The sequence below is a fragment of the Bradyrhizobium sp. SZCCHNR1053 genome (assembly GCF_032381235.1).
GTDB lineage: Bacteria > Pseudomonadota > Alphaproteobacteria > Rhizobiales > Xanthobacteraceae > Bradyrhizobium.
In genome coordinates this window covers 985,588-1,011,840 of record NZ_JAUHJM010000001.1, presented here as the reverse complement: position 1 = coordinate 1,011,840, position 26,253 = coordinate 985,588, and the positions used below count along the sequence as shown (strand labels likewise).

The window sequence follows — 26,253 nt, the reverse complement described above, 5'->3', positions numbered from 1 at the left end:
TCCGGACCTTCGCCGATGCTTGACGCGCCGATCGCTTCACAATCAAACCGCCCGACGACCTCCTGAATTCGACGCCATGCCGGACCAGATCAAAGCGAGAGCCGACCATCGGCGCGGTCCGCGGCAGGCAGGCATTGTTGACGCCTGGACCAGGGCCGCGTCCGGATCCTGGATGGATCGGCGCTGGACCCCCTGGATCATCGTGCTGAGCGGCCTCGTGCTGGCGCTGCTGTGTGATGCCTTCGTGGCGCACATGCTTTCCGTCAACTATCGGGAGACCTATCGGGCCACCGAGGCCGCCAACGGCGATCTTGCCCGCGCGCTCGAAGAATACATGTTGCGCAACATCCAGGGCGTCGACGTGCTCTTGAACACGACGATCGACAGTCTCAAGCAGGACCCATCGCTGCTCACCGCCGGCAATCCGGCCCTGATCGACGAGCTGAAGCGCAGGGTGGCGCCGTATCCAGCCGCGGGCGGCATCGTCGTGATTGATGCGGACGGCAACCTGCTCGGCGACAGCGCCGGCAACGGAGTTCCCGGCCGCGAGAACAATTTCGCCGATCGGGCCTATTACAAGGTCCAGCGCGATGACCCCGGCCGCGGCCTGTTCATCGACGTGCCGGTGGCCTCGCGTGTGAACAAGGGTCTGTTCATCGCGGTGAGCCGCGCCTTGATGATGCCGGGCGGACGTTTCGCCGGCGTGATCGTCGTGGCCGTCGACTACGAGAATCTGCGGCAGTTCTTTCTGTCGCTGAACGTCGGGCAGCGCGGAACGGTGACGCTCTATCGAGACGATGGCACGATCCTGCTGCGCTCGCCGAACGCCGACGACTTTGCCGGCCGCAACGTTCGGTCCAATCGTCTGTTCAGCCAATATCTCCCGCAGGCGCCTCACGGCAGCTTCGAGGGCAGCGGCATGACGGACGGCACGTCGCGGAGCATCAGCTATCGACGCGTCGCCGGCCTGCCGCTGGTGGTGACCGTGGCGCGCGATCCGGTCGAGTATCTGGCCGGCTGGAAACACAACGCGCTGTACTACAGCGCCATCGCCGCCGGGCTCAATCTGCTGATCTCGGGATTCGGCCTCGTCCTGGCGCGGCAATGGCGGCTGCGCGCGGCATCCGAGCAGGCGCTGCGCGACAATTTCGAGCAGCATCTGCTGGTCACGGAGAACGTGCCCGCGTTGATCGTCCAGGTCGGCGCCGATGGTGACATCCGCTACGCCAATCGCGTCGCACGCGAATGGTACGCGCAGCCGCCCACCGGAGCCGGCCGCAGCCGCAGGATCGACGACTACATCGATCCCGCGCGACGTGGCGAGGTGAGGTCGAAGATCGAGGCCGCGCTGGCCGGCCGCACCGCGGGCGGTGAGGAGAAGATCGCGTTTCCCGACGGCCGTGAACGCTGGTGCCAGACCATTCGGGTGCCGGATCGCAGCCAGGATGGCACGGTGCGCGGCTATTTCGTGCTGTCGGTCGACATCACCGAGCGCAAGCGCATCGAGGACGAATTGCGCCAGGCCCAGAAGATGGAGGCCGTCGGCCAGCTGGCCGGCGGCATCGCGCACGATTCCAACAACATGCTGGCGGCGACGCTCGGCAATCTGGATCTGCTGCTCGACGCCTTGCCGCCCGCCGATGTCTCCTGCCGCAGCATGGTCGAGCGGGCGATCGAGGCGGCCGAGCGGGTCGCCGATCTCAACCGGCGGCTGCTGGCCTTCGCCCGCAAGCAGGCGCTGCAGCCGCAGATCACCGACGTAAATCAGTTGGTCAGCGGGATGACGACGATCCTGCAGCGGACGCTCGGCGAGAACATCGAGATCGAATTGGCGCAGGATCCGATGCTGTGGCACTGCCTGATCGACCCGACGCAATTGCAGAACGCGCTGCTCAACCTGGCGCTCAACGCGCGCGATGCGATGGATGGCGGCGGTCGACTGACGATCACGACGACGAATGCCGTGCTCGACCAGCCGCTCGATGACGGCGACGAGCGCATCATGCCCGGGGACTACGTGACGATCGCGGTGTCGGACATGGGGGCCGGCATGCCGCCCGAGATCGCGCGCCGCGCCTTCGAGCCGTTCTTCACCACCAAGGAGTTCGGCAAGGGCAGCGGCCTCGGCCTCAGCATGGTCTATGGCTTTGCGCGGCAATCGGGAGGCACGGTGCTGATCGACAGCCGGGTGGCGGAGGGCACGTGCGTCACGCTGTATCTGCCGAGCGCGGGGCCGGGCGTCACCGGTCGCACGCGCGCCGGCGCGGCGCGGCTGGCGCGGCCGCAGACCGGCGAACGGATCCTGGTCGTGGAGGACAATCCGCTGGTGGGCGCCATGGCATCGACCATGCTGACATCGATGGGCTACAGCCTGGTCGTCGTCACCAACGTGGCCGCGGCGATTGCCGAGCTGGAGCGGTCGGACCCGGTCGCGCTGCTGCTGACCGACATTCTCCTGCCGGATGCCCTGACCGGCATCGACCTGGCGCGCGAGGTGCGCCGCAGATGGCCCGATCTGCCCATCGTCTTCATGTCCGGCTTCGCCGACCCCTCGCTGGTGCCGGAGGAATTCCGGGCGACGACCAGGCTTCTCGCCAAGCCGTTCCGGCTGAGCCAATTGTCGGAGGCGATCGTGTCGGCCTTGGCCGGCAGGACAGCGACGTGAGTCCGCAGCGATCATGCGGTGAGCGATCCCTCGTTCGCCCCGATCCACAGCGCCGTCCGGGCGAGCCGTCTCCGCCTCGCGGCGCGTGATGCGTCCGAGCTCTGCCGGTGGTTTCGCCCTCTCGACAACGAGGGGGCGGGGAATGCCGGGCGCTGGCCGCACCCATGGCCCGCCTGCGAAAAAAGTGCAGGCGGCAGGAACCACAGGTTCAGCCGAGACATCCCGGCATTCCCCGCGCGATGGTTGGGCGGCTTATACGTCCTCTCCCCGGGGACCGGCTGTCTTGCCCCCGTCACCCGCGCAACGCGAACGCGTTGTCACGAGCTTGGCCTCAGCACCGGGAGGCCAGGACCCTACGATTTCGCCGGCGCATCGGAATCGTTCGTCCGCATGTCGAGCATGCTGCGACTCGCTACGCCCACCGCATCCCACCCCGCGTGTCGTGACGATCGCGATACGCCCCTCGTGCCGAGGCGGGACGGGGGTAGAAAATCATGATTTTCGGAAAAGCGAAAGAGGAATATTTTTCACGGAACGACTGGACAGGGGTGATGTGGTTGAGGGGGCAGACGAAAACAGAGTTTTGGCGCAACCGGGTTTTCTCCCGCGCTGCTCGGGACGGCGTTGAACCATGAGAGCGAGGAGACGTCGTTACAGCCATGGCGCAACGTCCGACATGAAGAATCCAAGACGGCTGTGCGGACACGAAGCCTCAGCGCAGCGACCGAGACTGGCCCAGTTCACAGCTGTCGGCTTTCAAGCCTGATCAGGTTCGGCTCCTCGATAGAAGAGCGCTCGCCCCTTCGGTATGAGCTGAAGCAATATGTCGTAGTCGGTGACATTTGCCGTCAGGACCACCAAGCCGAGCTTCTGCGCCTGAAGGAACAGCGCGCAATCCTGGAGAGCGCGGAACTTGCCATCTTTGTCATAACCCTGGGTTCGGCAAAGGATGCCTGACAGGAGTGCTGCGCGTCCAAGAATTTCGGCGTCTGGGGTGAAGATGCGATGCGAGGGCATCGCCTTGATCTGTCGTCCAACCACCGCGATGACGGACGCAGTGCGCGAGTCGGCTGGGTTCAAGGCGCCAACCGTGTGCATCAACTCCTGCACCGCAATGATCGAGTGGTTGACCTGACGACGCGCAATGACTTCGTCCAGAATGGGAGGCGAGCAGCTCTGCATCTGGTCGATATAGACACAAGTGTCGAGCAAAAGTCCTTGTCCGGCAATCAGGCCGGGTCCGACAAATGGCAGCTCGTCATCGCTCCGCCGTGCCACGTTCCCCGTGGATCGAAACGCGCCCAGCGCCGCGTGCTCTCGAAGTCGAATGCCGCCACGTCAATAGCCGAGCTTCAGTTTCGGATCGACCGTCCCGCGCGATTCCTTGAAGACTTGCGCGAAATTATCCTCGAGCGCGATGGTCGCGAGAGCAAACTCGATAAGGTCGGTATCCGTTTCGATTCCCGTTTGCCGTTTGGCCTGCCGGACCAACGCGGAACTCACGCGTCCGCCAATCCGTCCCGCCTTGTCCTTGAGGAGTCCGGACCGTTCGGCTGCCCGCATGACCGCCTGGACGCGCGTCTCGCTCGGGACGACGCGTCCAATCGTCGCCTCAACACGAGGCCGGCGCGACATGCCGCGAGCGGTTTGCTTGCCCCGGCGGGAGGGGAGTTGCCGGCAGGTGCCTTGGCCATGATGATCCGGGTTCTGTTGGACAAAAACCTTCTTTGTTCAACATAGCGCGTCTCGCCTCTGCTTCAACGTGCCGCCGACGCGCCCCTCACTCCACCGCATCCTTCTTCGCGATCCGGTGCAGCTGCTCGAACAGATCGGCCTGCTCACTCGTGCACAGACACACGCCCTGCGCGGAGTCCGTCTCGCCGGCGTTGAGGTAAGCGTGGCCCATGGTGCTGTCGAGATACATGCCGTCGCCTTCGTGCAGGGTCTCGGGCGCGTAGAACTCGGTGTGCACGGCGATGGTGCCGCGGGTCACCAGGAAGTATTCCTCGCCGCTGTGGCGGAGCAGGGGGCCGAACTCCTCGAGCGTGCGGGCGCGCACCTCGGCGATCATCGGCACCATGCGCTTTCCGATCAGGTCGGTGCATTGATAGGTGTAGGTGTAGAACCTGGTGTTGACGATCTGGCCCTGGCCGGCGCGGCTGACGCTGCGGCGGGCGGTCACCGGGCGACCCGCCTCGGGACGCGGCGAAGCAGGGCTGAACAGCTCGGCAATGTCCATCTGCAGGCCCGAGGTGAGCTGCAGCAGCTTGTCATAGGTCAGCGACATCAGGCCGTTCTCGACCTTGGACAGCGTCGACAGCGCCATGCCGGTCTTTTCGGCGACCTGCTTCAGGGTCAGCCCGCGCGCCTGCCGGGCCGCCTTCAGGCACTGGCCGAGCTGGGAGTGGGGGCCTTCGGTCGACGCGCTGATGGCAGTGTCTGTCAAAGCGATCTCCGGAAAATCCGTTAGCGGATCAGGCGTGCCGATGGCCGGGGCAGGCCGACAATCTCGCCCCAAAGAACAACATATTCAATTGGGTGCCCCAATGTCCGAAGGTCATGCGTGGACAGCGGTGGAACAATGCGTTTTCGGGTCGTGCACTCGATTTCCTATATGCTAAATAGTTTTCCGAAACGGAAAAGAGAAGCCCGTGGAATCGATTTGCGACAAGACCGCCGTCGAGCTGGTCAACCTCCTGAAAACAAAGGCGATCTCGCCGGTTGCGCTGCTCGAATCGTGTCTGGACCGGATTGCGGCGGTGAATCCGGCCGTCAACGCGGTGGTGACCCTGGACGAGCCGGCTGCCCGCGCGGCGGCCAAGGCCGCCGAGGCCGAGATCGTGAGGGGCGAGGACCGGGGGGCGCTGCACGGTCTGCCGGTGCTGATCAAGGACACCCAGGACACCGCCGGGATGCGCTCCACCTATGGCAGCCCGATCCTGGCCGACAATGTCCCGGCCGTCGACCAGGCCTCGGTGGGCCGGCTGCGCGCTGCCGGCGCGATCATCTTCGGCAAGACCAACACGCCGGAATGGGCGGCGGGCGGCAACACCCGCAATCCCGTGTTCGGCGCCACCGGCAACCCGTTCGACCCGATGCGCTCGGCCGCCGGCTCCTCCGGCGGCTCGGCAGTCGCGCTCGCCTGCGGCATGGCCCCGCTGGCCTCCGGCTCGGACACCGGCGGCTCCCTTCGCAATCCGGCCGGCTTCTCGGGCATCGTCGGCATGCGGCCGTCCTACGGCCTCGTCGCCAGCGAGAAGCGCGCCCATGGCTGGTCGTGCCTGTCGACCGATGGGCCGATGGCGCGCGATGTCGCCGATACCGCGCTGATGCTGTCGGTGATGGCGAGCGACGATGCGCGCGATCCGCTCGCCTACACCTTGCCGGGCGAAGCCGTGCGCGGCGCGCCATCGCGCTGGGCGGTGCCGCCGGTGGTCGAACTCAAGACGCTCAGGCTCGCCTTCACCGAGGATTTCGGCTTTGCGCCGACGGAAGCGCTGATCCGCCGCGCCTTCCGCGCGCGCGTGTCGCGCATCGCGCCGCTGTTTGCCGACAGCAAAGAGGCGTCGCCCGATTGCAGCGGTGCCGACGAGACCTTCGCGGTGCTGCGCGCCTCGCTGTTCCTGACCCAGCACGGCAAGAATTTTCGCGAGCGGCCCGACATGCTGGGGCCGAACGTGCGCGCCAATGTCGAGGAGGGGCTCGGCTACAGCCTCGACGATTTTTCGCGCGCGAGCGCCAACCAGACCCGCATCTACCGCGCCTATCAGGGCTTCTTCGCAAGTCACGACGTGCTGATCAGTCCGACCATCACCTTGAGCCCGCGGCCGTGGGTCGAGCTGTATCCGGCCGAGATCGACGGCGTGCCGACACGCTCCTACTTCCACTGGCTGGCGCTCGCTTATGCGGTGACGCTCGCCGGCCATCCCGCGCTCAGCCTGCCGCTCGGCCTCGACGACAACGGCCTGCCGTTCGGTCTGCAGATCGTAGGTCCCCGCGGCGGCGATGCGCTGGTGCTCGGCGTCGCCGCGGCGCTGGAGGCCGCCTTTGCCGATGACGCCGAGCTGCGCCGTCCCCGGCCGGACCTCGCCAGGCTCGCGTCGCTGCCGCCGCTGGCGCAGACGCCGGGCTTCATGGCGTGGGATTGAGGCCGGCCATCATGATCAATACATCCTGGAGCGACTAACGATGTCCGACGCCCCCTCATGGCCGTTTTCGCTGGTGCGCCGCGCCGGCGGCCTGGTGTTCCTGTCCGGCGAAATCCCGGTTGCCGATGACGGCAGCATTCCCGAAGGCATCGCGGCGCAGACCGATCTCGTCTTCAAGCACATCTCGGAGACGCTTGCCGGCGAAGGCCTGACGCTCGATGACGTCGTGTCCTGCATGGTCCACCTCGCCGACAAGGCGGACTTCGCCGCCTACAACGAGGCCTATCGCAGGCACTTCAAGGACCCGCTGCCGGTGCGCACCACGGTGCAGGCGCAGATGATGGCGGATGTGAAGATCGAGGTCACCGTCGTCGCAGCGGCGCGGACCTGAGATAGGAGTGATGACGATGCAAAGCGCGATCGTTCTCGGTGGCGGTATGGTCGGTGTCGGCACGGCGCTGCACCTGCAGAGCCGCGGCTGGTCAGTGGCGCTGGTCGACCGCAGGGAGCCGGGCCGTGAGACTAGCTACGGCAATGCCGGCATCATCCAGAGCGAGGCCGTCAGGCCCTACGCGATGCCCTATGATCTCGCCGGCGTGCTCGACATTGCGCTCGCGCGCACCAACGACGTGCACTACAGCCTCGCGGCGTTGCCCTATCACGTGCGCCCGCTGCTGCAATACTGGTGGAATTCGTTCCCCGCCCGGCACGAGGTGCTGACGCGGACCTATGCGCAACTGATTGCGCGCGCCGCGCCTGAGCACGAGCCGCTGATTCTCGCGGCCGGGGCCGGCAATCTCGTGCGCCGTGACGGCTTTCGCGTGCTGCACCGGACGCAGGCGCAGTTCGACAAGGAGGCCAGGGAGGCCGAGGCGGTCGGCAAGGCGTTCGGCGTCAAGTTCAAGCTGCTCAGCGCACAGCAGCTCAAGCAGGCCGAGCCCGGACTGATCGACAGCGGCATCGGCGGCCTGCACTGGCAGGAGCCGTGGACCGTGTCCGACCCCGGCAGCCTCGTCGGCTCCTATGCCGAGCTGTTCACGCGGCGCGGCGGCAAGCTGCTGCGCGGCGATGCGACCACGCTCGCACAGGCGGGCAGCGGCTGGGCCGTCACTACGGCGGAGGGACGCATCGAGGCCGAGGCCGTGGTGGTCGCGCTTGGACCGTGGTCGCCGGAGTTCCTGAAGCGGTTCGGCTACGACATCCCGATGGTGCGCAAGCGCGGCTATCACCGTCACTACACCGGCGGCGCCCCGCTCGATCTGCCGTTGCGCGATGCGGCGCGCGGCTATCTGATGAACCCGATGGCGCTCGGCGTGCGTATCACCACCGGCGCCGAGCTGTCATCGCCGAATGCGAAGGCGACCCCGGTTCAGCTCGGCAAGGCCGAGGCTGCCGCGCGCCAGCTCATCGATCTCGGCAAGCCGGTCGAGCCCGAGCCGTGGATCGGCACGCGGCCGTGCATGCCCGACATGCTGCCGGTCGTCGGCCAGGCGGCGCGTCACAAGGGCCTGTGGCTGCATTTCGGCCACGGCCACCAGGGCTTCACGCTGGGGCCCGCGACGGGACGCATCCTCGCCGAGCTGATGAGCGGCGAAGCGCCGAGCGTCGACGTCGCCGCCTGCGCGCCGGCGCGATTCGGCGCATAGCTGCGAGAGCTGCTGCAGCCCTGCAATTGTAGGCTGCAGCGGCGCTCTCCGGGCAGTCCCTTGTTTACCAAGCGGGCCTGTTCTGGCGCTGCAAAATTTCCACTTCACGAATTCGCAAGCCCGCTCTCCTAGGGTGACGCCGGTTGAACCAGGACGCGGGGGCGAAACGCGTTTCGTGAGTTCTGTCGTCGGCCAGTGATCCGAACATCATGTGGGGGAGCAGATGAACTTCACGGGCCTCGTGTACCGCTTCATCTCGAATTTCGTATTTCTCGCGGCCGTCTATCTCAGCCTGAACTACATCGAGAAGTACCAGAACCGCGCCGTCCTGGCGCTCGTGGTGCTGATCTATGCCGGCATGCGCGCCGTCACGGTGGTGCGCACCTTCCATTTCTTCGGACGGATCGAGAAGATGGAGTCGGACGTCCGCCGGCTGGCCGGCATGCTCGGCGACGGGCCGGTGGGGCAGGTGGTCAGCAGGCAGGTGGTGTCCGACGTCGGATCGCTGCGCAAGGACGGCGAGAAGAAATCCTACATCGACCTGTTCTTCCTGGCCGCCGCCGTCATCCTCTGCGTCAGCAAGCTGGTCTCGAATTGATCGGTCGCACCGCGATCGGTGTGCATCAGGCCGATCGCCGCGATATCGAGTTCGAGCAGCCGAAGGCGAGGGCGAGCGAATCGTGCCGCATCCCCGCGTGCAACATCTGCGAATGTTCAGCGCCGCCTGAGGCTGGCGAGGCGCAGCGGACGCGGCGCCGGCTTGGCAGTCGCCGCCTTCGGGGCCGGGCTCTCGAGCCGGGCGAGCTGATGCCGCTGCGCCGACAGCGGTGCGACAGGCGGCCATGCGAACAGATTGGGCGCCGGCGCTGCCAAGGCCGGCGCTGCAAGGCGCGGCGCGAGCGGCGGACGCGGCCATGCCGGCTTCTGGGCGCCGTGCGTGACGGCCGCGGGCACGTCGAGAATGCCGAAATCGTCCAGCCTGGCGCGGGCGCGTGTTTCGGCGCCGGCGAGATCGACGGGCGCGATCCTGGGCCAATGCGCCACCGGGGTCTCGTCCGACGGACGATGCACCAGCCAATCCTCGGGCTCGGTCGGCGTCGCCGGCCGGTCCGGCGTTGCCGCCACGACGTGCACGATCTTGTAGTTCTTGGCCTTGAGTTCGGCGAGGATCTTCGGCAGCGCCGTGACGGTGCGGGCCTGGATGTCGTGCAGCAGCAGGATGCCCTTGCCGCGCGCCTCCAGCCGCTTCATCGCGAGCTCGTAGACCTTGGCGCCGGAAATGCTTCGCCAGTCGTCGGCCAGGAAATCGGCGCTCCAGACCTGCAGGCCGAGCGAGGCGGCGTAGCTCTCCACGGCGTCGCCGCGCAGCAGGCCGGGCACGCGGAAGAACGGCGACAGCGCGGAGGGATCGGTGAGCGCGGCCTTCGTCCAGGCGACGCCCTGATCGACCTCCGGCTGGACCTGTTCGAGCGTCATCTTGTTGAAGCTCAGCGGATGGTTCTGGCTGTGGGTGCCGATGGTGTGGCCGGCGGCCGCGAGCTTCCTCACGCCCTCGGGATCGGCCTTGGCCTGGCGGCCGATGGTGAAGAACGTCGCCTTGACGCATTGGTCGGCGAGAATCTGCAGCACCCGATTGCTGTATTTCGGCAGCGGCCCGTCGTCGAAGGTGATGACGACCTCGTGATCCTTGAGCGGCAGCGTCTCCTTGTACTGCATCGCGCCCAGGCGCGGATGCTCGCGCGGATCGACCACCAGGACGCGCGACGTGCCGAGCGCGTTCGGGTGTCCGGGACAATCGGCCGCCGATGCGGCTGACGATCCGACACTGGAGGCGACGCAGGCGACGGTGCCCAACAGCACTGCGAGCCATGTTGGCCGTCCGACGCAAGCCCACCGACGATCACGCATCACGCTGCTCACATTCCCTTCACCGTCCCGGCCCCTTCGGCCAGGGTCTTCGACGCTCGATGATGTGTCGCAGCCGCGCGGGACGGGCAAGCGACCGCCAAGACATAGCAGGGATGTTCGGCTGTCGCGAGATGACATCGTTCCGGGTTCCGGTTTGCACGCGGCTGTTGCCGGATTGCAAGCGGCGGAAATCGCCGTGATCACGGCCGTCGAGCGTAGACAGGGGTCCTGAACGACGGATTAACCACCTTCGTTCGGCGTCGTCGGCGCGGGTGAAGGGCGCTCGCTATGCTGCTCGTGATGCGCATCCGCCGGCTGCTTCGGAACCACATGGACCACGCGATAGCCGTGGTTCTTCAGGTAGCGCAGGAACGCGGGCAGCATGGCGACCGTGCGCGGCTGCGGATCGTGCAGCAGGATGATGCCCTTGCGCGCCTGGCTCAGCCGGGTGGTCAGCAGCTTCAGCGTCTGCTGCGGTGACATCGGGTTCCAGTCGCTGGCCCAGAGATCGGCGCCGAACACGACGATGCCGCGCGACTGCAGCAGGTCGAGCGTCGCCGGTGTCGATTCGAAATAGGGAAAGCGGAAGAATGGCGTCGACGGCGTGGTCGTCTCCGCGCCGTTGAGCGCCTTCTCGTCGGCGCCGATGCCGCGATCGATCTCATCGACGGCCTGTCCCGGCGTGATGTGCGCGAGATTCGCATGCGTGAAGGTGTGATGGCCTATGGTGTGGCCTTCGGCCGCGATCTTCCGCACCAGCGCGGCGCGGCGCGACGCAGGCTCGCCGACCAGGAAGAAGGTCGCGCGCACACATTCCCTGGCGAGTGCGGCGAGCACCTTGTCGGTCATCGGCGGCGACGGGCCGTCGTCGAAGGTCAGCACCACCTCGCCGTCGTGCAGCGGCAGCGTGTCCGGGAAGCTCTTCAGGCCGACGCGCGGATGTGTCGCGGGATCGACGGTGAGAATGCGCGACGTGCCGAGCGTACCTTCGCGCGGGCATGCGGCGGGCGCGGCTGCGGCGACGTCAGCCGCAAGCAGCGCCGCCACGACGCAGGCCGCGTTTACCCATCCCGTCATCGGTCGCCAAAGCCGCATCTTTTCCCGTTGCGCTCGCTGTTGCCGATTATGTAATGCGTGAAAGCACAAATCAGACCATTTGCTCTGAAATCAAGCGCGTGAGGCACGTCATGAACGAGACATCGGACGTTGCCCATGCTGATGCTACTCTACGCGATCGCGCGCCGATGCGCACCGAATCCGGCGAGATTCGCGCCGAATTCATCGCGGCCATCACGGCGGCGATCGCCGCCGAGGACGAGGCGTTTCTGCGCGCCGAGGTCGCCGAGCTGCACGAGGCCGATCTCGGCGACCTGATCGCGGCGCTCGCGCCGGACGACCGTGTCCGGCTGGTCGAGCTGACCGGCACCGATTTCGACTTCTCCGCGCTGAACGAGGTCGACGACGCGGTCCGCGAGGAGATCCTCGAGGAGCTCGAGCCTGCGACCGTCGCCGAGGGCGTGCGCGAGCTCGAATCCGACGACGCCGTCGAGCTGTTGGAAAGCCTCGACGAGGAGGACAAGGAGGAGATCCTCGAACGCCTGCCGCCGTCGGAGCGCGACGCGCTGGCGCGCAGCCTCGACTATCCCGAGGGCTCGGCCGGCCGCCGCATGCAGAGCGAGGTCATCGCGGTTCCACTGGGCTGGACGGTCGGCGAGGCCATCGACTACATGCGCGAGACGCCGGATCTGCCCGAGCGGTTCTACGAGATCTATGCGGTCGACGACGCACGGCATTGGCAGGGCGCGGTGTCGCTCGATGCGCTGCTGCGCGCCCGCCGTCCGGTTCCGCTGGCCGATCTGATCGACGAGGACCGCCGTCGCGTCACCGTCACCGACGATCTGGCCGAGGTTGCGCGGCTGTTCGGCAAGTACAATCTGGTCGCGGCCCCCGTGGTCGATGCCGATAACCGGCTGGCCGGCGTCATCACCATCGACGACGTGGTCGACGTCATCGAGGAGGAGGCCGACGAGGATTTCAAGGCGCTCGGCGGCGTGTCGGGCGACGAGGAATTGTCCGACAGCGTCTGGACCATCGCAAAGGGCCGCTTCAACTGGCTGCTGATCAATCTCGCCACCGCGTTCCTGGCGTCATCGGTGCTCGGCCTGTTCGAGGGCCAGTTGCAGCAGATGGTGGCGCTCGCCGTGCTCGCGCCGATCGTCGCCAGCCAGGGCGGCAATGCCGCGACCCAGACCATGACGGTCGCGGTGCGCGCGCTGGCGACGCGCGAGCTCGGGCCGAACAATGCGATGCGGGTCGTGATCCGCGAGGGGCTGGTCGGGCTCGTCAATGGTCTGGCCTTCGCGCTCGTCACCGGCATCGCCGCCGTGGCGTGGTTCAAGATGCCCGGGCTTGGCATCGTGATCGGGCTTGCGATGATCTCGAATCTCGTCGCGGGGGCGCTCGGCGGCATCCTGATTCCGATGGTGCTCGAACGCGTCCGCGCCGACCCGGCCGTCGCCTCGGGAACCTTCGTCACGACGGTGACCGACGTCGTCGGTTTCTTCTCGTTTCTCGGCATCGCCACGCTGTGGTTCGGCTTGAAATAAGCGCAATCCCTGAACGACTTATATCGTTAATCCGGCCTTAACGCGGTTCGGCGAGACTGTCGATCGAGACGGAGTCGGACAATGCAACGCTTGCGGCTGAAGGCAGATGGACGGATCGTGGAGCTGCGTGACGGCGAGGAGATTCCGCTGGCGCCCGCGGCTCCGCTCGAAGTGCGCGACCTCAGGCGGCGGGTGCAGCTGACCCAGCAGGAATTCGCCGCCAAGCTCGGCGTGCCCGTCGAGACCATCCGCAACTGGGAGCAGGGCAAGCGCATGCCGCGCGGCCCGGCGCGCGCGCTGCTCACCGTCATCGCGCACGCGCCCGAGACGGTGTTTGCCGCCTTAGCCAAGACTTAAGCCAAACACGGGTCGTGCGTTGGCAACGCCCAGCGTGTGCCTACATAATGTTGCACGCGCTCTGGAGTGCACGGCCATGCTGATGATCGAGGCCAATGGTGCCGGAATTCCCGCTTTGGGTCTCGGAACCTGGGAGCTGCGCGGGCGCGCCTGCAGCCGCATCGTCGAGCAGGCGCTCACCCTCGGCTACCGGCACATCGACACCGCGCAGGTCTATGAGAACGAGCACGAGGTCGGTGAAGGCCTGCGCGCCTCGCGCGTCCGGCGCAGCGAGGTGTTCCTGACAACCAAGGTGTGGACCACGCATTTCGCGCCGCACGACCTCGAGCGCTCGGCCAAGGAGAGCCTGGTCCGGCTGCGCGTCTCCGAGGTCGACCTGTTGCTGCTGCACTGGCCCAACCCGCACGTGCCGCTGGCCGAGACGCTCGGCGCGCTGGCGCATGCCAAGACGCTCGGGCTCGCACGCCACGTCGGCGTCTCCAATTTCACGGTTGCCTTGCTCGACGAGGCGGTGGCGGCATCGCCGGAGCCGCTGGTGTGCAACCAGGTCGAGTATCATCCCTATCTCGATCAGACCAAGGTCCGCGATGCCTGCGCGCGCCATGGCATCGCGATGGTGGCCTACAGCCCGATCGCCAAGGGCAAGATCAAGAACGATCCGACCTTGACGCGGATCGGCCGCGTCCATGGCAAGAGCCCGGCGCAGATCTGCCTGCGCTGGCTGGTACAGCAGAACGTCGTGGCGATCCCGCGCACCTCCAAGATCGAACGGCTGTCCGAGAACCTCGACGTGTTCGATTTCGAGCTCTCGGAGCAGGACATGGCCGACATCTTCGCGATGGGCAGTCCCGAAGGGCGGATGACCAACTTCGCCTTTGCGCCGAAATGGGATTGAGGGCGGCGCCCGCGCCGCTATGCTAGACACCGACATGGCCGGCGCGGCCGGCGGCTGGCGCTGCAATCCCTGCCAATGATCGGCGAGACCGCGCGCAGCCCAGGCAATCCGTCCGGCGTTCGGTCAGGCGCGGGCGCAAGTGAAGCAGCATGGAACGTTGGCAGTTCATCCGTTGGGGCATCGCCGCATCGGTGCTCGCGCATCTCCTGATCGCCGGTGGGGTCGTGGTCTCGACCACGGTGCGTCCCTACGAGATTGCCAGGACTGACGAGGTTGCCGTCGACATCGTCGATGCCGACGACCCGCAGAAGACGCCGGAGCCGGTGCCGTCGCCATCGCCCGAGCTGACGCTGCCGCAGCCGGCGCCGAGCCCGTCGCCGGCGGCCGCCGCGCCGCCTCCGGCGCCTGAGCTGGCGCAGCCACCGGTGCAGGAGGCGAAGGAGATGCCGAAGCCGCCGTCTCCCTCACCGGCGCTGCCGCAGCCTTCGCCGATGCCGCCGTCCAAGGCCGTGAAGACGGCCGCCAAGGCGGAGGCGAAGTCGGCCGCCAAGCCTTTGCCGCCGCCTGTGCCGGCTCCGGCGCCGAGCTATGTGCCGCCCGAGCCCGACATCACGGTGAAATACGGCGTCATGCTGGGCCTGCCCGAGCCGCTTTCGCCGCTGCCGCCGGCAATCGGCCCGGACGATGCCAAGGACGCCGGGCCGGCCGCGACAACCAACCTCGCGGCCAATCTGGAGACGGCGCTGCGTCAGCGGGTCAGGAGCTGCGCCCGTCTTTCGGCTTCGATGTCACCGTCCGACCGGGTCATGGTCAGGCTGCGCTTCGCAATGACGCCCGACGGGCGGCTGGCGACGGAGCCGGAGGTGAGGGAGGTGATCGCACCGCTGAAGGCTGCGCAGCTGAAGGAAAGCGCCGTCGAGGCATTGAACGCCTGCCAGCCTTATTCGATGCTGCCGCGAGATCGCTATGACGAGTGGAAGGTGATCGAGATGTCGTTCACGCCGCAGGACTTCACGCGCTGATCGTGTCGCGCGCAAGGGGACGCAAATCGGAGCAAGTCGCTGTCGACGCGGCCGCCGCCGATCCTGTATGCGTCCTGGAAGGCAAGGCTGCCATGGCCGACACGGCGCGGCCCATGCACGCCTGAACACGGAGACGGCTGGACATGACGCTGAAGCTGGTGATCGGCAACAAGAACTATTCCTCATGGTCGATGCGGCCGTGGCTGGCGCTGCGCGGCTGCGACATCGCCTTCGAGGAGATCGTGATCCCGCTCTACACCGATGATCCCGCCGACAAGGCGCGCATCCTTAAGCATTCCCCGGCCGGCAAGGTGCCGATCCTGATCGATGGCGCGATCAGCGTGTGGGATTCGCTCGCGATCATTGAATATCTCGCAGAGCGTTTCCCGCAAGCGGGGCTGTGGCCCGCCGATGCCGCTGCCCGCGCCCACGCGCGATCGGTCTGCGCGGAGATGCACTCCGGCTTCCCGGCCTTGCGCAACGAATGCCCGATGAACCTGCACCGCGAGGTGCGGCCGGTGGAGCTGTCTGCCGACGCCAAGGCCAACATCGCCCGGATCGAGGACATCTGGCGCGACTGCCGTGCCCGCTATGGTAATGGCGGGCCGTTCCTGTTCGGCCGCTTCGGCGCGGCCGACGCCATGTTCGCGCCGGTGGTCACGCGCTTCCACAGCTTCGCCATTCCGGTCGCCGCCGAGACCCGCGCCTACATGGACACGATGATGGCGATGCCGGAGTTCGCGGCGTGGGTGAAGGACGGACTTGCGGAGAGCTGGATCATCGACCGGGTCGAGAAAGTCTGAACGGCGTCGCCTGTTCACGATATGGTCTGCGGTGGACGAGCGAGCCGCGACGCGCTCGTCCAAGAATACCGCCTACGGCGTCATCCCGTTGAAGACTCTCGCAATCTCCGTGTTTGCCATGTCGTGAGGTCGCTGGTCAGGGCGGGCGGCGGCGTGATATAAGCGCGATATTTATAAAGACACGCCGGCCCGGGCAGCGGGACAAGGGGCTCTTGCCGGCACGCGAGCAGGAGAGGGCGTTGAAACACAAGTTCCCCATTGGATCGACCGTCTATTTTACCGCGAGCAACGTCTCGCGTCCGGCCGCCACCGGCACCTACGAGATCATCCGCCAGCTTCCGACGGAAGACGACGACTGCCAGTATCGGATCAAAAGCTCGACGGAAGCCTTTGAGCGGGTTGCCAGAGAGAGCCAATTGGCCTTGTCTTGAGGATGACGTGCCGCGTCGGCGGAGGCGGCCGCCGGAGACGTAGCCGAAGCGAGAGGGGGAGTTGCCACGCGTTCGGGAGCCGTGGCGCGAGACGCTGACGATTGCTGCGCGATCCCTTTGGGGATAGCGGGTAGCTCCACACCATCCCGCGCCCGCAGGCGCATGGAATCGTCCTATTGTCGTGGTGGGGCCGCAATCGATCGGGTGATCATTTGAATTTGATGATCGTTTCACGGCCGTCCCATGTAGGGACGCCATCGGGCCCGCTCTCGCTGGCCCACGTCAGGAACAAGCGCGCATGAACTCGACCTGGCCTTCCTCGTTGGATCAGCTCTTGAACTCACCGGCGTTCCCGATGTGGCTCACCGTTGCCGCGGCGGGTTTCTTTGCACTGATCGTCCTGATTACCCTGCTCAGGGCCGAGAAATCGGTCGCCAACGGCGCGCTGACGGTGATCACGCTGCTGGCGGTCGGGATTGCGGTGGCGTCGATGATGCGGAGCCAGGATGCGAGCCCGCGCGGCGCCAATGGCGATCCTGCGGCGACCGCCACCGTCAGCTTCTCGCCGCCCGCTCTGGCCTGCGTGGATGATCTCGCCGGCGACCTGGTGCTCGCGAATTGCGAGAAGAGCCTGTTCGGATCGGCCGAGATGACGGCCGCGGCCGTCAGTTATGCGGCGGGCATGCTGAGCCGGCTGTCCCAGGCGGGCGACGTCGCCAGCGCCAACAAGGTGATGACCGCGGAGCTGCTGGCGCTGCGCCGCGCCGTGGAGCGCGATCGTTATGGCCTGATGGCCTATGTGCTGCTGACGCGCGACCGCTGCACGCCGAGCGATTGCGTGATGTTCCGTGCCGTGGGCGATCGCCAGCAACTGATGAACAACATGGAAGGGCGGACCTATGAGGGGCTGGTGACGCGCTACGCCTCGCAGTGGAATGCGGCGCCGGGCCAGCCCGTCGCTGGAACCTTTGCGGGACTGGCGCCTCCAGGGCAGGCGCCGTCGGCGCCGAGCGGCAAGCCGACGACCGCGGAATTTCCCAGCTCGGCCAATACCCCGCCGGTCAGCATCATGAATCCCGAGCCGACGGCCTCGACGCGTTCGGTCGCACCGGCAGCCGCTGCGCCGAAGCCGCCGACGCAGCTTGCGCCGTCGCCGGCAGCGCCGCCGACAGTGGCTGCCAGCCACGCCCAGGCGCCGCCGGCGGCCAAGAAGGCCGCACCGAAGCCGAAGCCGCCGGCTGCCGCGGCGCCTCAGGCGGCGCCTGACGCCGCCGAGCCGGCCGCCAACAACGAATAGATCCCGCTGGTCGAACCGCCATCATGCCTCTGCACCTGATCAAGCTCGCCGTCGGCTGCGAGTCCGTGAAAGAGCTGAAGGAGTGGATCGCCGAGCGCATGCTCGCGGCCAAGAAGAAGGGCCTGCCGCAGCAGCACGTCCATGTCACGCGGATGACGCCGAAACGAGTCGAGGACATCCTCGCCGGCGGCTCGCTGTACTGGGTGATCCGCGGTGAGGTCGCCGTGCGCGAGAAGATCGTCGGCATCGAGCCGTTCCGCGACGGCGACGGCATCGGGCGGTGCCGCATCATCATGCAGCCGAAGGTGATCGCGGTGTCGCCGCGGCCGATGCGTCCGTTCCAGGGGTGGCGCTATCTGACGACCGAGGATGCGCCGGCCGATCTCGGCAAGTCCAGTGCGGCGGGGGTCGAAGCCATGCCCGAGCCGCTGCGCCGCGAGCTGCGCGATCTCGGCCTGCTGTAGCCGCTCGACGAGTTGCCGGTGTTGCACGTGAGCATCTCACGCCGGGGCGGAAGTTCAGACTCGATCGCAAGGGCAGAGCGTACGCTCTACCCGGCGTCAGTTGCCGCTGCCTCTGCCCTTGCGGGCGAAGGAGCACTCGCGGTCTTGGCGAGCCGCTGATTTCCCGGCGGCTCAGCCGGCGATATTGTCGATCAGTCGCGTGGTTCCGATCTTGGCCGCGACCAGGATGCGTATCGGTCCTGACTCGTTCGGGGCGATGGGCGCCAGGGTCTCGGCGTGGCGGACCTCGAGATAGTCCAAGGCAAAGCCGGCTTCGGTGATCGCGGCGGCGCCGTCCCCAAGCGCCGCCTGCATGTCGTCGCCGGCGCGCAGCCGGGCCGCCAGCTCCTTCAGGACACGGTGCAGCGTCGGCGCCGCCCGCCGCTCGTCTGCAGTGAGGTAGACATTGCGCGACGACATCGCGAGCCCGTCGCGTTCGCGCACCGTACGGGATCCGACGACGCGGACGCCGAGATCGAGGTCGCGCGCCATCTGGGCGACGACGCGGAGCTGCTGATAGTCCTTCTCGCCGAAGATCGCGACGTCCGGCCGGCATTGCGTGAACAGCTTGGCGACCACGGTCGCGACCCCGCCGAAGAAATGCGGACGGAAGCGATCCTCCAGCCCGGCCAATGCCGCGCCTTCCGGCACGACCCGCGTCGCGAAGCCGTCCGGATACATCGCCTTCGCGTCGGGATGCCAGATCAGATCGACGCGCTCGGCCGCAAGTTTCGCAACATCCTCCTTCCAGGTCCGGGGGTAGGAACCGAAATCCTCCGTCGGCGCGAACTGAGTCGGGTTGACGAAGATCGAGACGACCACCTTGTCGGCGCGACGCTTCGCCAGCCGGACCAGCGAGATGTGGCCTTCATGCAGCGCGCCCATGGTCGGCACGAGCGCGATGCTGGCCTTTCTCGCGCGCAAGCTGTCGAGCTCGCGGCGGAGGGCGGAAACGGTGCGGGCGATGCGAGGGCTTCGTGACATTTTTGCTCGATCTCACAGCGAAAAATTGCGGTTGCTCTGTTCGGTCTTGACGCTCGGGCGACCGCCCTTAACAAGGACGCGACACGCCGCTCAGCATACTTGAATACGCCTGTTAGCACGTCTCCGCGTCCGATGCGGAGTTGGTAAACGCGCGCGTCAAGTAGTAGCGGAGGATGCGTCCCCCGTGGGATTCACGATGACGATGCATTTCACTTGACCGCAGACGACCGTGACTCGAAGATGATCGTAAGAGGTCGACAACATGCTGGTGCAGACTAGCCAAGGACAATCGGGCTCGGCCCACGTGGTTGTGCTTGGAAACGAGAAGGGCGGGTCGGGCAAGTCGACCACCGCCCTGCACATCGCCGTGGCACTCCTGAAGGCCGGCCAGCGCGTCGCCACGATCGATCTCGACTGTCGCCAGCAGAGCTTCACCCACTACATCAACAACCGCAGCGCCTGGGCGCGCCGCACCGGCCTGCGCCTCGAGCTGCCCACGCACTACTGCATCCAGCTCGGCCGGACGCTGCAGATCGACGAGAACGAGAACGCCGAGTTCCAGCAGTTCATGGAGGCGGTGAGCGCAGTCGAACGCTCGTTCGATTTCATCGTCATCGATACGCCCGGCAACGACAGCTACCTGATGCGCCTGGCGCATTCGATGGCGGATACGCTGGTCACGCCGATCAACGACAGCTTCCTCGACTTCGACGTGCTGGGAACGGTCGATCCGGCGACCTATGCCGTGACCGGCGAGAGCCACTATGCGGAGATGGTGCGTGACGTCCGGCGCAAGCGCCGCCAGGTGGACGGTGCGATGACCGACTGGATCGTGGTCCGCAACCGGCTGTCGATGCTCGGCTCCCGCAACAAGCAACTGGTCGCCGACGGCCTCAAGGACCTGTCGCTGCGGCTCGGCTTTCGCGCCATCGACGGCTTTGCCGAACGCGTCGTCTATCGCGAGTTCTTCCCGCGCGGACTGACCGCGCTCGACGACATCGACGAAGCGACCCTGGGCACCCGCCCCAATCTCGGCCACGTCACGGCCCGGGAGGAGGTCACCAGCCTGCTGCGGCAGCTCAAGCTGCCGCTGGACGAGCGCGGCCGCCGCCGCGCCGCGAACCGCGCCGAATGGTTCGCCCAGGTCGACAAGCCGCTCGACCTGCACGACATCATCAGCGCCTGAATACCGTCCGCAGTCCGGCGAAGCCGCGCCTGAGACATTGTGCGCGTTGAACGTGCGCCCGCCGCTTGGTTAATAATCCGCGTGACAGGTGGGGGGGGACGGCGCGTTCAGCCTGCTTGGGGCGGACGAGGAAGATTTGTCTCAGGTCAACGCCGCGGCCGCCAACTTCGCTAGATTACCGTCAAATTCATGACTGATTTGAACCTGACGTTCAGGGCTCAAGTTACAGAGACGGGCGACGGAACCCGCTATGCTGCACAGCAACTAGGTGCGGCGCACAACGAACGGGCGACCGATACACAACATTTGGTCTTCCTGTCACAGCGCCGTTACATATATTAAACAGAACGGGTCGCGAGAGTCTTACAGGTTCAAAACTACCTTTGATTGTGCTCCCGAGGGACGAACATGAAGCGTGGAATAACCGTTCTTGTGTCTGTCAGCGTGCTGGCGGCCGTCGGCTACTTCACCGCGAGCAAGTGGGCGATCCGGCACGAGACCATCAGGTTCTATGACGCCTCGCGCGACAACCGTCTGGTCGAAGTCGCCGTGGCCGTCCGCCGCGACAAGGAGATGCAGGCCGAAGCCGGCATGGTCAAGCTGCCGGTCGCGATCCTCAATCACGGCAACACCGTCAAGTTCACCGAGTACTCGTTCCTGGCCAACGTATTTGCTGCGCGCGGCTACATGGCGGTCAGCATCCAGCACGACCTGCCGACCGATGCGCCGATGGTGACGAAGGTCGGCGAGCCCTATGTCGGCCGCCTGCCGCAGATCCAGCGCGGCGTCGCCAACATCCGGTTCGCCGTCGAGCAGATGCACCAAGTGCAGCCGAACGCCGACTATGATCATCTGACGATGGTTGGTCATTCGATGGGCGGCGACATCTCGATGTATTTCGCCAAGCAGTATCCCGAAGACGTCCGGAAGGTCGTCACGCTCGACAACCTCCGCGTCCCGTTCGTCACCGACGGCAAGTTCAAGATCCTGTCGTTCCGTTCGAAGGACCCGCAATTCAAGACCGATCCCGGCGTGATCCCGAGCGACGACATCTGCGAGAAGGAAGGCATCACGGTCGTCAACACGGACTTCCAGCACAACGACATGCGCGACACCGGACCCGACGACGCCAAGTCGTCGATCCAGGCCATGCTGGACAAGTTCCTCGCCGACAGCGACAGCAGCAGCGACATCGGGCCGGTCAAGACCAAGACACCATTGCTCGATCCGGGGCCCGTCGCGCCTTATGCGCCGGTCGGCAAGACCGCGACGCCGGCCAAGCCGCTGACGCATTGAGCGCGCAAGCCGGGGTGCACGCCAGCCTCGCCGGACCCTTGCCGCCCACCACGACGGGCGGAATGAACGGCGTATGCGGCAGATGGGCCGCTGCCGTCATTGACGCTGTCCGTCCGGCTGCCCACATGATGCGCGTCCGAGCAAGGTGCGCGTATGGTCGATCGTCGTACGAAGCCAGGTTCTGCGCCGATGACCTCGGCCGACGATGGCTCGCGCCAGCAACGGTTGCCGGACGATGCGCGCTCCACGGCAGACGCCGTTGCGGCGTTCGTCGCGCAGGCCAAGGCCATGGCTCCTGCAGCTCAGGGAACCAGAGGTCGTCTCGTCTTTGCGCTTGATGCGACCCTGAGCCGCCAGCCGACCTGGGACATGGCCTGTGCCCTGCAGGCCGACATGTTTCGCGAGGCCGCCGCACTCGGCAGCCTGGATATCCGGTTGGTGTACTATCGGGGCTTCGATGAATGCCGCGCCACTGGCTGGATCTCCGACAGCGCTGAGCTCGCCCGACTGATGGGCAAGATCGATTGCCGCGGCGGCCAGACCCAGATCGGCAAGGTTCTTGCCGAGGCGCGACGCCATGCGACAGCGTCTGGAATCCGCGCCGTCGTGTTCGTTGGCGACGCGATGGAGGAGAATGTCGACGTGCTCTGCGCAAAGGCCGGCGAGCTCGGGCTGTTGAAGGTCCCGCTGTTCATGTTCCAGGAGGGCAATGAGCCCGCGGCCGAGCAGGCTTTTCGCGAGATGGCGCGGCTGTCGGGGGGAGCGTGGTGCCGCTTCGATCCCGGCGCATCCGCGCAGTTGCGCGATCTTCTGCGCGCCGCCGCGGCCTATGCTGCCGGTGGTCGCGCGGCGCTGCTCCGGCTCGCCGGCTCCGAAGCGGGCGCGGCACGCCTGATCGGGCAGATGAAGTAGAGATCGATCTCGGCCGCCACCAATATCAAGCCCGGCGCACCGGCTCGAGCCTGCCGGTCGCGTACGCAGCCGATCATGCTTTTTGTCTCGACACGCCCTATATTCGGATCATGACACTGATCGCTGGCGCCGTCGCCGTCATCACCCTTTATCTGTTGCTGCAGATGTTCCGGAACGCGAATCCGGCAGCACTGGCGCGCGCGCTCAAGTTTGCCGGCGGCATCGGCTGCCTTGCGGTGGCAGCCTTCACCGGCCTCCGCGGCGAGCTGGTGGTGGCGATCCCGATCGGGCTGTTCGGGGCGGGATTGCTCGGCTGGTCACCGGGTGGGCTCGGCAATGTCGGCAGCATGTTCGGGCTGGGCGGGCAGCGCTCGTCCGGTCAGAACTCGCGGGTGCGCTCGCAATTCATCGAGATGGTGCTCGATCACGACAGCGGGCAGATGCAGGGCCGTTTCGTCGCCGGTGTCCATGCCGGCCGGTCGCTGGACGAGTTCGATCTGCCGCAGCTCGCCGCGATGACGCCGAGCCTCGATGCCGACAGCGTCGCTCTACTTGAAACTTATCTGGACCGCCGGTTTCCCGCTTGGCGTCAGCACGCGGAGCGCGATGCGGCAGGGCGGCAGGGACGCGCGGCGTCGAGCTCCAAAATGACGGAAGAGGAGGCCTATCAGATCCTTGGCCTGCAGCCGGGCGCGGGGCGAGACGAGATCGGTCGGGCCCACCGTGCGCTCATGAAGAAACTGCATCCCGACCAAGGGGGGTCGACGTACCTCGCCGCCCGGGTGAACGAGGCCAAGGATACTCTGCTTCGTACGCATCACGGCTAACTCCGGCAACGCCACCAACGCCACAACACCGAACCCGCTTTCAACGCAACTTTGTCGACGCCTGCGGCTCTCGCCCTTGCCAGGCACGATCGTTCGTCATGGTGAAAAAGTTCTAGCGGCAAATCCTTGACGAGTGGTTTGCAGCCGTGCGTCCCGTCATCGATCGCATGGTCCGCAAACGAAAAGGCCCGCGCTGTGTCGCGCGGGCCTCATCGGAACAGGATCGGTGCCGGCGTTAGTTGTGCACGGTCATGCAGGAGATGTCGGCGCGCTTCAGCTTCTTGCAGACGGCCTCGGCCTGATCACGATCGAGTCCTGCGAAGCGGGCGCGGATCAGGGTCTTGTCACCCTTCGCGACCGTCTCGGTGAAGGGATCGGCCTTGCTGAGGAGGCCTTGCGCCGAGCTGCGGGCCGCCTCGATCCGCTTCTGGGCCTCGGCCTCGTTGTCCAGCGCACCGACCTGGATGATCCAGCCGCTCCGCGTCACGGAAGGCTTGCTCGGAAGCTCCGCCGCGGCGCTCGCGGAGGCGATCTGCGTCGGTGCCGGCTGGGCCGGAGGCGCCGCATAGGCCATGGCCTGCGACGAGCCTGCCGGCAGGCTGGAGGCAGGCAGCACGCCGAGAATGCCGTTGCCGGTGCCATGGCCCGGCGGCTGCGGCGGCATGTCGGGACGGGGGGCCTCGGCGCGGGTGATCGGCGGCGCCGGCTCGATGGCCTCGACGCGCTGAGCGAAGGGCGCGGGAGCAGGGGCGGCCGGCTGCGGCGCGGCGGTCGCGAGCTTGACCGCGCCGGCCTTGACCTGGACCGTCCTGACCTTGACCGGCTTCATCGGCTCGGTCGAGCCGGGAACGATCGACATCGGCTGGCTCTGGATCACACCGGAGGTCATCGGCGCCGGCTCGACCTTGGCCTCTCGCGGTGCCGCCGGCGGCAGGGCCGCGGTGGCTTCCGAGAGGGTCGAGATGATCTTGGAGGCGCGGCTCGGGGCCGGCGTCTCCGGCGCCGCGGAGGCGAGCTGCACCGTGCCCTGGTTCGGATCGCCGCCGTCGGAGCCGCCGCGCTCGCCGATCGCCGCCACGGTGCGCCGGGTCGCGCCCTTGTCGAGGTTTTCGGCAAGCAGGTTGCGCATGATGGCGTCGCGCGAGCCGCCGCTGCGGCCGCCGAGCACGACGCCGACCAGGTGGCGGTTGCCGCGGCGCAGCGAGGTCACGATGTTGAAGCCGGAGGCGCGGGTATAGCCGGTCTTGATGCCGTCGATGCCCTCGACATTGCCGAGAAGATGATTGTGGTTGCGGATCGACTGGCCGCGATAATTGAACACCACCGTCGAGAAATAGCGATAGTAGCGCGGGAAGCGGTCCTGGATCGCGCGGCCCAGGATCGACTGGTCGCGCGCCGTCGTGATCTGCGCGTCAGCGGGGAGGCCGGAGGCGTTCACATAGGTGGTGCGGCTCATGCCGAGCGAGCGCGCCTTGCGCGTCATCATCTTGGCGAACTCGTCCTCGTCGCCGCCGATCGCCTCCGCGATGACCACGGCGGCGTCGTTGGCCGACCGCGTCACCAGGCCCTTGATCGCGTCCTCGACGCGGATCGTCTGACCAGGGCGCAGGCCGAGCTTGGTCGGCGACTGCTCGGAGGCGTGCTCGGACACCGGCATCTCGGTATCGAGCTTCATCTTGCCGGAATCGAGCCGCTCGAACAGCAAATAGAGCGTCATGATCTTGGTGAGCGAGGCGGGGTGCCGCGAGGCGTCGGGATTGGTCGCCGTCAGCGTCGCGCCGGAATTGCCGTCGACGACGATCGACGCGAACGCCGGGCTGTAGGTGCCCTCGTCATTATGGGGCGAGTGCCGCGCGTGATGCTGCCGATGGCGCCGACGCGCCTCCGCGCTGTCGACCGTGACCACTGCTGCCGTCGCGAGGGTGATCAGTCCGTAGACGCCAACTCGCAACAGGCGCGAGGAAGCCATTTGTTTGCGAAGCATGAAATCCCCGTCCAATTTCTGACGTGATCACCGGCCCGTAAGGCGAAATTGTGCCGAACGCCCCCGTAACCGTGCCTGTCGGACCTCCCGATCGCGCCATGACGCTGCCAAGCATCGAAGGGCTCGAACTGAGGTTTTGTTAAGACGCTGTTTTAGAACAGCTTTACGGTTCGGCCGACGCTGGCCGGGACCACCGGAGAGGTTAGGACGGTCGAGTTGCCAAAGGATTAAAGAAACCTTGCGCCGACGGTCGGTATTTCCGCCGAACTGGCCCGGGTTGGGGCGCCTGACGGTGCATCGAGACCGCAATGCCCGCGATGGTGCATTGCACAAGATTCTTGATTTTTTTGTGCGCTGCACTATATTATGGATGCGTCAGGGAGCCGGGGCTTCCCTGAGGGCGCTCAAAATCAGGGAAAGGAATGCCACATGTTTAAGGTTGAAGACTTTCAGAACTACGGCAAAGAGCAGTTCGAGACCGTCGTGAACTCTGCGACCACCGTGCAGAACGGGCTCCAAGCCATCGCCACCGCGTATGGCGACTACACCAAGAAGTCGTTCGAGGACACCAAGTCGTTCGTCGAGAAGCTCCAGGGCGTGAAGTCGCTCGACAAGGTGCTCGAGGTGCAGACCGAGTTCGCCAAGTCGGCCTACGAGACCTTCGTCGCCGATTCGCAGAAGATCGCCGGGCTGTATTCGGATCTCGCCAAGCAGGCGTTCAAGCCGCTGGAAGGCATCGCCGCCAAGTTCACCCCGCCGGCCGCGCACTGACCGTTCGCGCCC

General features: G+C 66.4%; 25 protein-coding genes. 18 read left to right on the top strand and 7 right to left on the bottom strand.

Features of this window, described 5'->3' with window-relative positions; translation table 11 throughout:
• The first annotated feature begins 172 nt into the window (after window positions 1-172).
• On the top strand, window positions 173-2,665 hold the full coding sequence (locus tag QX051_RS04850; protein WP_315775265.1) for a hybrid sensor histidine kinase/response regulator: 2,493 nt from the start codon (window positions 173-175) through the stop codon (window positions 2,663-2,665).
• Between the two features lie 756 nt (window positions 2,666-3,421).
• Here QX051_RS04850 and QX051_RS04845 read toward each other — a convergent pair.
• The 3 genes from QX051_RS04845 to QX051_RS04835 all read right to left on the bottom strand — a co-directional run bounded on the left by QX051_RS04845 (window position 3,422) and on the right by QX051_RS04835 (window position 5,111).
• Window positions 3,422-3,943: a DNA-binding protein gene (locus QX051_RS04845; protein WP_315775264.1), complete on the bottom strand. Its 522-nt coding sequence runs from the start codon at window positions 3,941-3,943 to the stop codon at window positions 3,422-3,424.
• Window positions 3,944-4,003: 60 nt separating this feature from the next.
• The gene (locus QX051_RS04840) at window positions 4,004-4,228 is read right to left on the bottom strand and encodes a hypothetical protein (protein WP_315775263.1); all 225 of its coding nucleotides are present in this window, start codon (window positions 4,226-4,228) and stop codon (window positions 4,004-4,006) included.
• Window positions 4,229-4,445: 217 nt separating this feature from the next.
• Entirely contained in the window at window positions 4,446-5,111 is a 666-nt protein-coding gene (locus QX051_RS04835; RefSeq protein WP_315740352.1) for an XRE family transcriptional regulator, read from the bottom strand.
• Window positions 5,112-5,316: 205 nt separating this feature from the next.
• Between QX051_RS04835 and QX051_RS04830 the strand changes: the two genes are divergently transcribed.
• The 4 genes from QX051_RS04830 to QX051_RS04815 all read left to right on the top strand — a co-directional run bounded on the left by QX051_RS04830 (window position 5,317) and on the right by QX051_RS04815 (window position 9,057).
• Window positions 5,317-6,813: an amidase gene (locus tag QX051_RS04830; RefSeq protein WP_315775261.1), complete on the top strand. Its 1,497-nt coding sequence runs from the start codon at window positions 5,317-5,319 to the stop codon at window positions 6,811-6,813.
• Between the two features lie 40 nt (window positions 6,814-6,853).
• On the top strand, window positions 6,854-7,204 hold the full coding sequence (locus tag QX051_RS04825; RefSeq protein WP_315740350.1) for a RidA family protein: 351 nt from the start codon (window positions 6,854-6,856) through the stop codon (window positions 7,202-7,204).
• 16 nt (window positions 7,205-7,220) lie between these two features.
• Window positions 7,221-8,459, top strand: coding sequence for an FAD-binding oxidoreductase (locus tag QX051_RS04820; RefSeq protein ID WP_315740349.1), 1,239 nt, complete (start codon window positions 7,221-7,223; stop codon window positions 8,457-8,459).
• 223 nt (window positions 8,460-8,682) lie between these two features.
• Window positions 8,683-9,057, top strand: a complete 375-nt coding sequence (locus QX051_RS04815; protein ID WP_315740348.1) for a hypothetical protein — start codon at window positions 8,683-8,685, stop codon at window positions 9,055-9,057.
• 116 nt (window positions 9,058-9,173) lie between these two features.
• Here QX051_RS04815 and QX051_RS04810 read toward each other — a convergent pair whose 3' ends face one another.
• Together QX051_RS04810 and QX051_RS04805 are read right to left on the bottom strand one after the other, a co-directional pair.
• Window positions 9,174-10,367, bottom strand: a complete 1,194-nt coding sequence (locus QX051_RS04810) for a polysaccharide deacetylase family protein (RefSeq protein ID WP_315775259.1) — start codon at window positions 10,365-10,367, stop codon at window positions 9,174-9,176.
• 240 nt (window positions 10,368-10,607) lie between these two features.
• Entirely contained in the window at window positions 10,608-11,444 is an 837-nt protein-coding gene (locus QX051_RS04805; RefSeq protein WP_315775257.1) for a polysaccharide deacetylase family protein, read from the bottom strand.
• A gap of 110 nt (window positions 11,445-11,554) precedes the next feature.
• Between QX051_RS04805 and mgtE the strand changes: the two genes are divergently transcribed.
• The 8 genes from mgtE to QX051_RS04765 all read left to right on the top strand — a co-directional run bounded on the left by mgtE (window position 11,555) and on the right by QX051_RS04765 (window position 18,242).
• On the top strand, window positions 11,555-12,973 hold the full coding sequence (gene mgtE, locus QX051_RS04800) for a magnesium transporter (RefSeq protein WP_315754474.1): 1,419 nt from the start codon (window positions 11,555-11,557) through the stop codon (window positions 12,971-12,973).
• Window positions 12,974-13,054: 81 nt separating this feature from the next.
• Entirely contained in the window at window positions 13,055-13,330 is a 276-nt protein-coding gene (locus QX051_RS04795) for a helix-turn-helix domain-containing protein (protein ID WP_315740344.1), read from the top strand.
• A 76-nt stretch (window positions 13,331-13,406) separates the two neighbouring features.
• Window positions 13,407-14,225, top strand: coding sequence for an aldo/keto reductase (locus QX051_RS04790; RefSeq protein ID WP_315775256.1), 819 nt, complete (start codon window positions 13,407-13,409; stop codon window positions 14,223-14,225).
• A 149-nt stretch (window positions 14,226-14,374) separates the two neighbouring features.
• Complete coding sequence (locus tag QX051_RS04785) at window positions 14,375-15,247, top strand: hypothetical protein (protein ID WP_315775255.1); 873 nt, start codon at window positions 14,375-14,377, stop codon at window positions 15,245-15,247.
• 143 nt (window positions 15,248-15,390) lie between these two features.
• Window positions 15,391-16,050, top strand: coding sequence for a glutathione S-transferase family protein (locus QX051_RS04780; RefSeq protein ID WP_315775254.1), 660 nt, complete (start codon window positions 15,391-15,393; stop codon window positions 16,048-16,050).
• A 239-nt stretch (window positions 16,051-16,289) separates the two neighbouring features.
• Window positions 16,290-16,481 carry a hypothetical protein gene (locus QX051_RS04775; protein WP_315740340.1) on the top strand — a complete coding sequence of 64 codons (192 nt, stop codon included), beginning with the start codon at window positions 16,290-16,292 and terminating at the stop codon, window positions 16,479-16,481.
• Between the two features lie 298 nt (window positions 16,482-16,779).
• Entirely contained in the window at window positions 16,780-17,778 is a 999-nt protein-coding gene (locus tag QX051_RS04770; protein ID WP_315775253.1) for a hypothetical protein, read from the top strand.
• A gap of 23 nt (window positions 17,779-17,801) precedes the next feature.
• Window positions 17,802-18,242, top strand: a complete 441-nt coding sequence (locus tag QX051_RS04765; RefSeq protein WP_315775252.1) for a DUF1489 domain-containing protein — start codon at window positions 17,802-17,804, stop codon at window positions 18,240-18,242.
• Between the two features lie 171 nt (window positions 18,243-18,413).
• On the opposite strand, the gene panC is transcribed toward QX051_RS04765, so the two are convergent.
• On the bottom strand, window positions 18,414-19,265 hold the full coding sequence (gene panC / locus QX051_RS04760) for a pantoate--beta-alanine ligase (protein ID WP_315775251.1): 852 nt from the start codon (window positions 19,263-19,265) through the stop codon (window positions 18,414-18,416).
• A gap of 262 nt (window positions 19,266-19,527) precedes the next feature.
• On the opposite strand from panC, the gene QX051_RS04755 reads away from it, so the two are divergent.
• The 4 genes from QX051_RS04755 (at window position 19,528) to QX051_RS04740 (ending at window position 23,486) form a co-directional block, all read left to right on the top strand.
• Window positions 19,528-20,451, top strand: a complete 924-nt coding sequence (locus tag QX051_RS04755; RefSeq protein WP_315740336.1) for a division plane positioning ATPase MipZ — start codon at window positions 19,528-19,530, stop codon at window positions 20,449-20,451.
• A gap of 408 nt (window positions 20,452-20,859) precedes the next feature.
• Window positions 20,860-21,747: an alpha/beta fold hydrolase gene (locus tag QX051_RS04750; protein ID WP_315740335.1), complete on the top strand. Its 888-nt coding sequence runs from the start codon at window positions 20,860-20,862 to the stop codon at window positions 21,745-21,747.
• 153 nt (window positions 21,748-21,900) lie between these two features.
• Window positions 21,901-22,659: a VWA domain-containing protein gene (locus QX051_RS04745; protein ID WP_409998060.1), complete on the top strand. Its 759-nt coding sequence runs from the start codon at window positions 21,901-21,903 to the stop codon at window positions 22,657-22,659.
• Window positions 22,660-22,769: 110 nt separating this feature from the next.
• Complete coding sequence (locus QX051_RS04740; protein WP_315754567.1) at window positions 22,770-23,486, top strand: DnaJ domain-containing protein; 717 nt, start codon at window positions 22,770-22,772, stop codon at window positions 23,484-23,486.
• Between the two features lie 235 nt (window positions 23,487-23,721).
• On the opposite strand, the gene QX051_RS04735 is transcribed toward QX051_RS04740, so the two are convergent.
• A complete protein-coding gene (locus QX051_RS04735; RefSeq protein WP_315775250.1) occupies window positions 23,722-25,470 on the bottom strand; it encodes a D-alanyl-D-alanine carboxypeptidase in 1,749 nt (582 codons plus the stop codon).
• A 429-nt stretch (window positions 25,471-25,899) separates the two neighbouring features.
• Between QX051_RS04735 and QX051_RS04730 the strand changes: the two genes are divergently transcribed.
• Window positions 25,900-26,241 carry a phasin family protein gene (locus tag QX051_RS04730; protein ID WP_315718372.1) on the top strand — a complete coding sequence of 114 codons (342 nt, stop codon included), beginning with the start codon at window positions 25,900-25,902 and terminating at the stop codon, window positions 26,239-26,241.
• The last annotated feature ends 12 nt before the right edge of the window (window positions 26,242-26,253 follow it).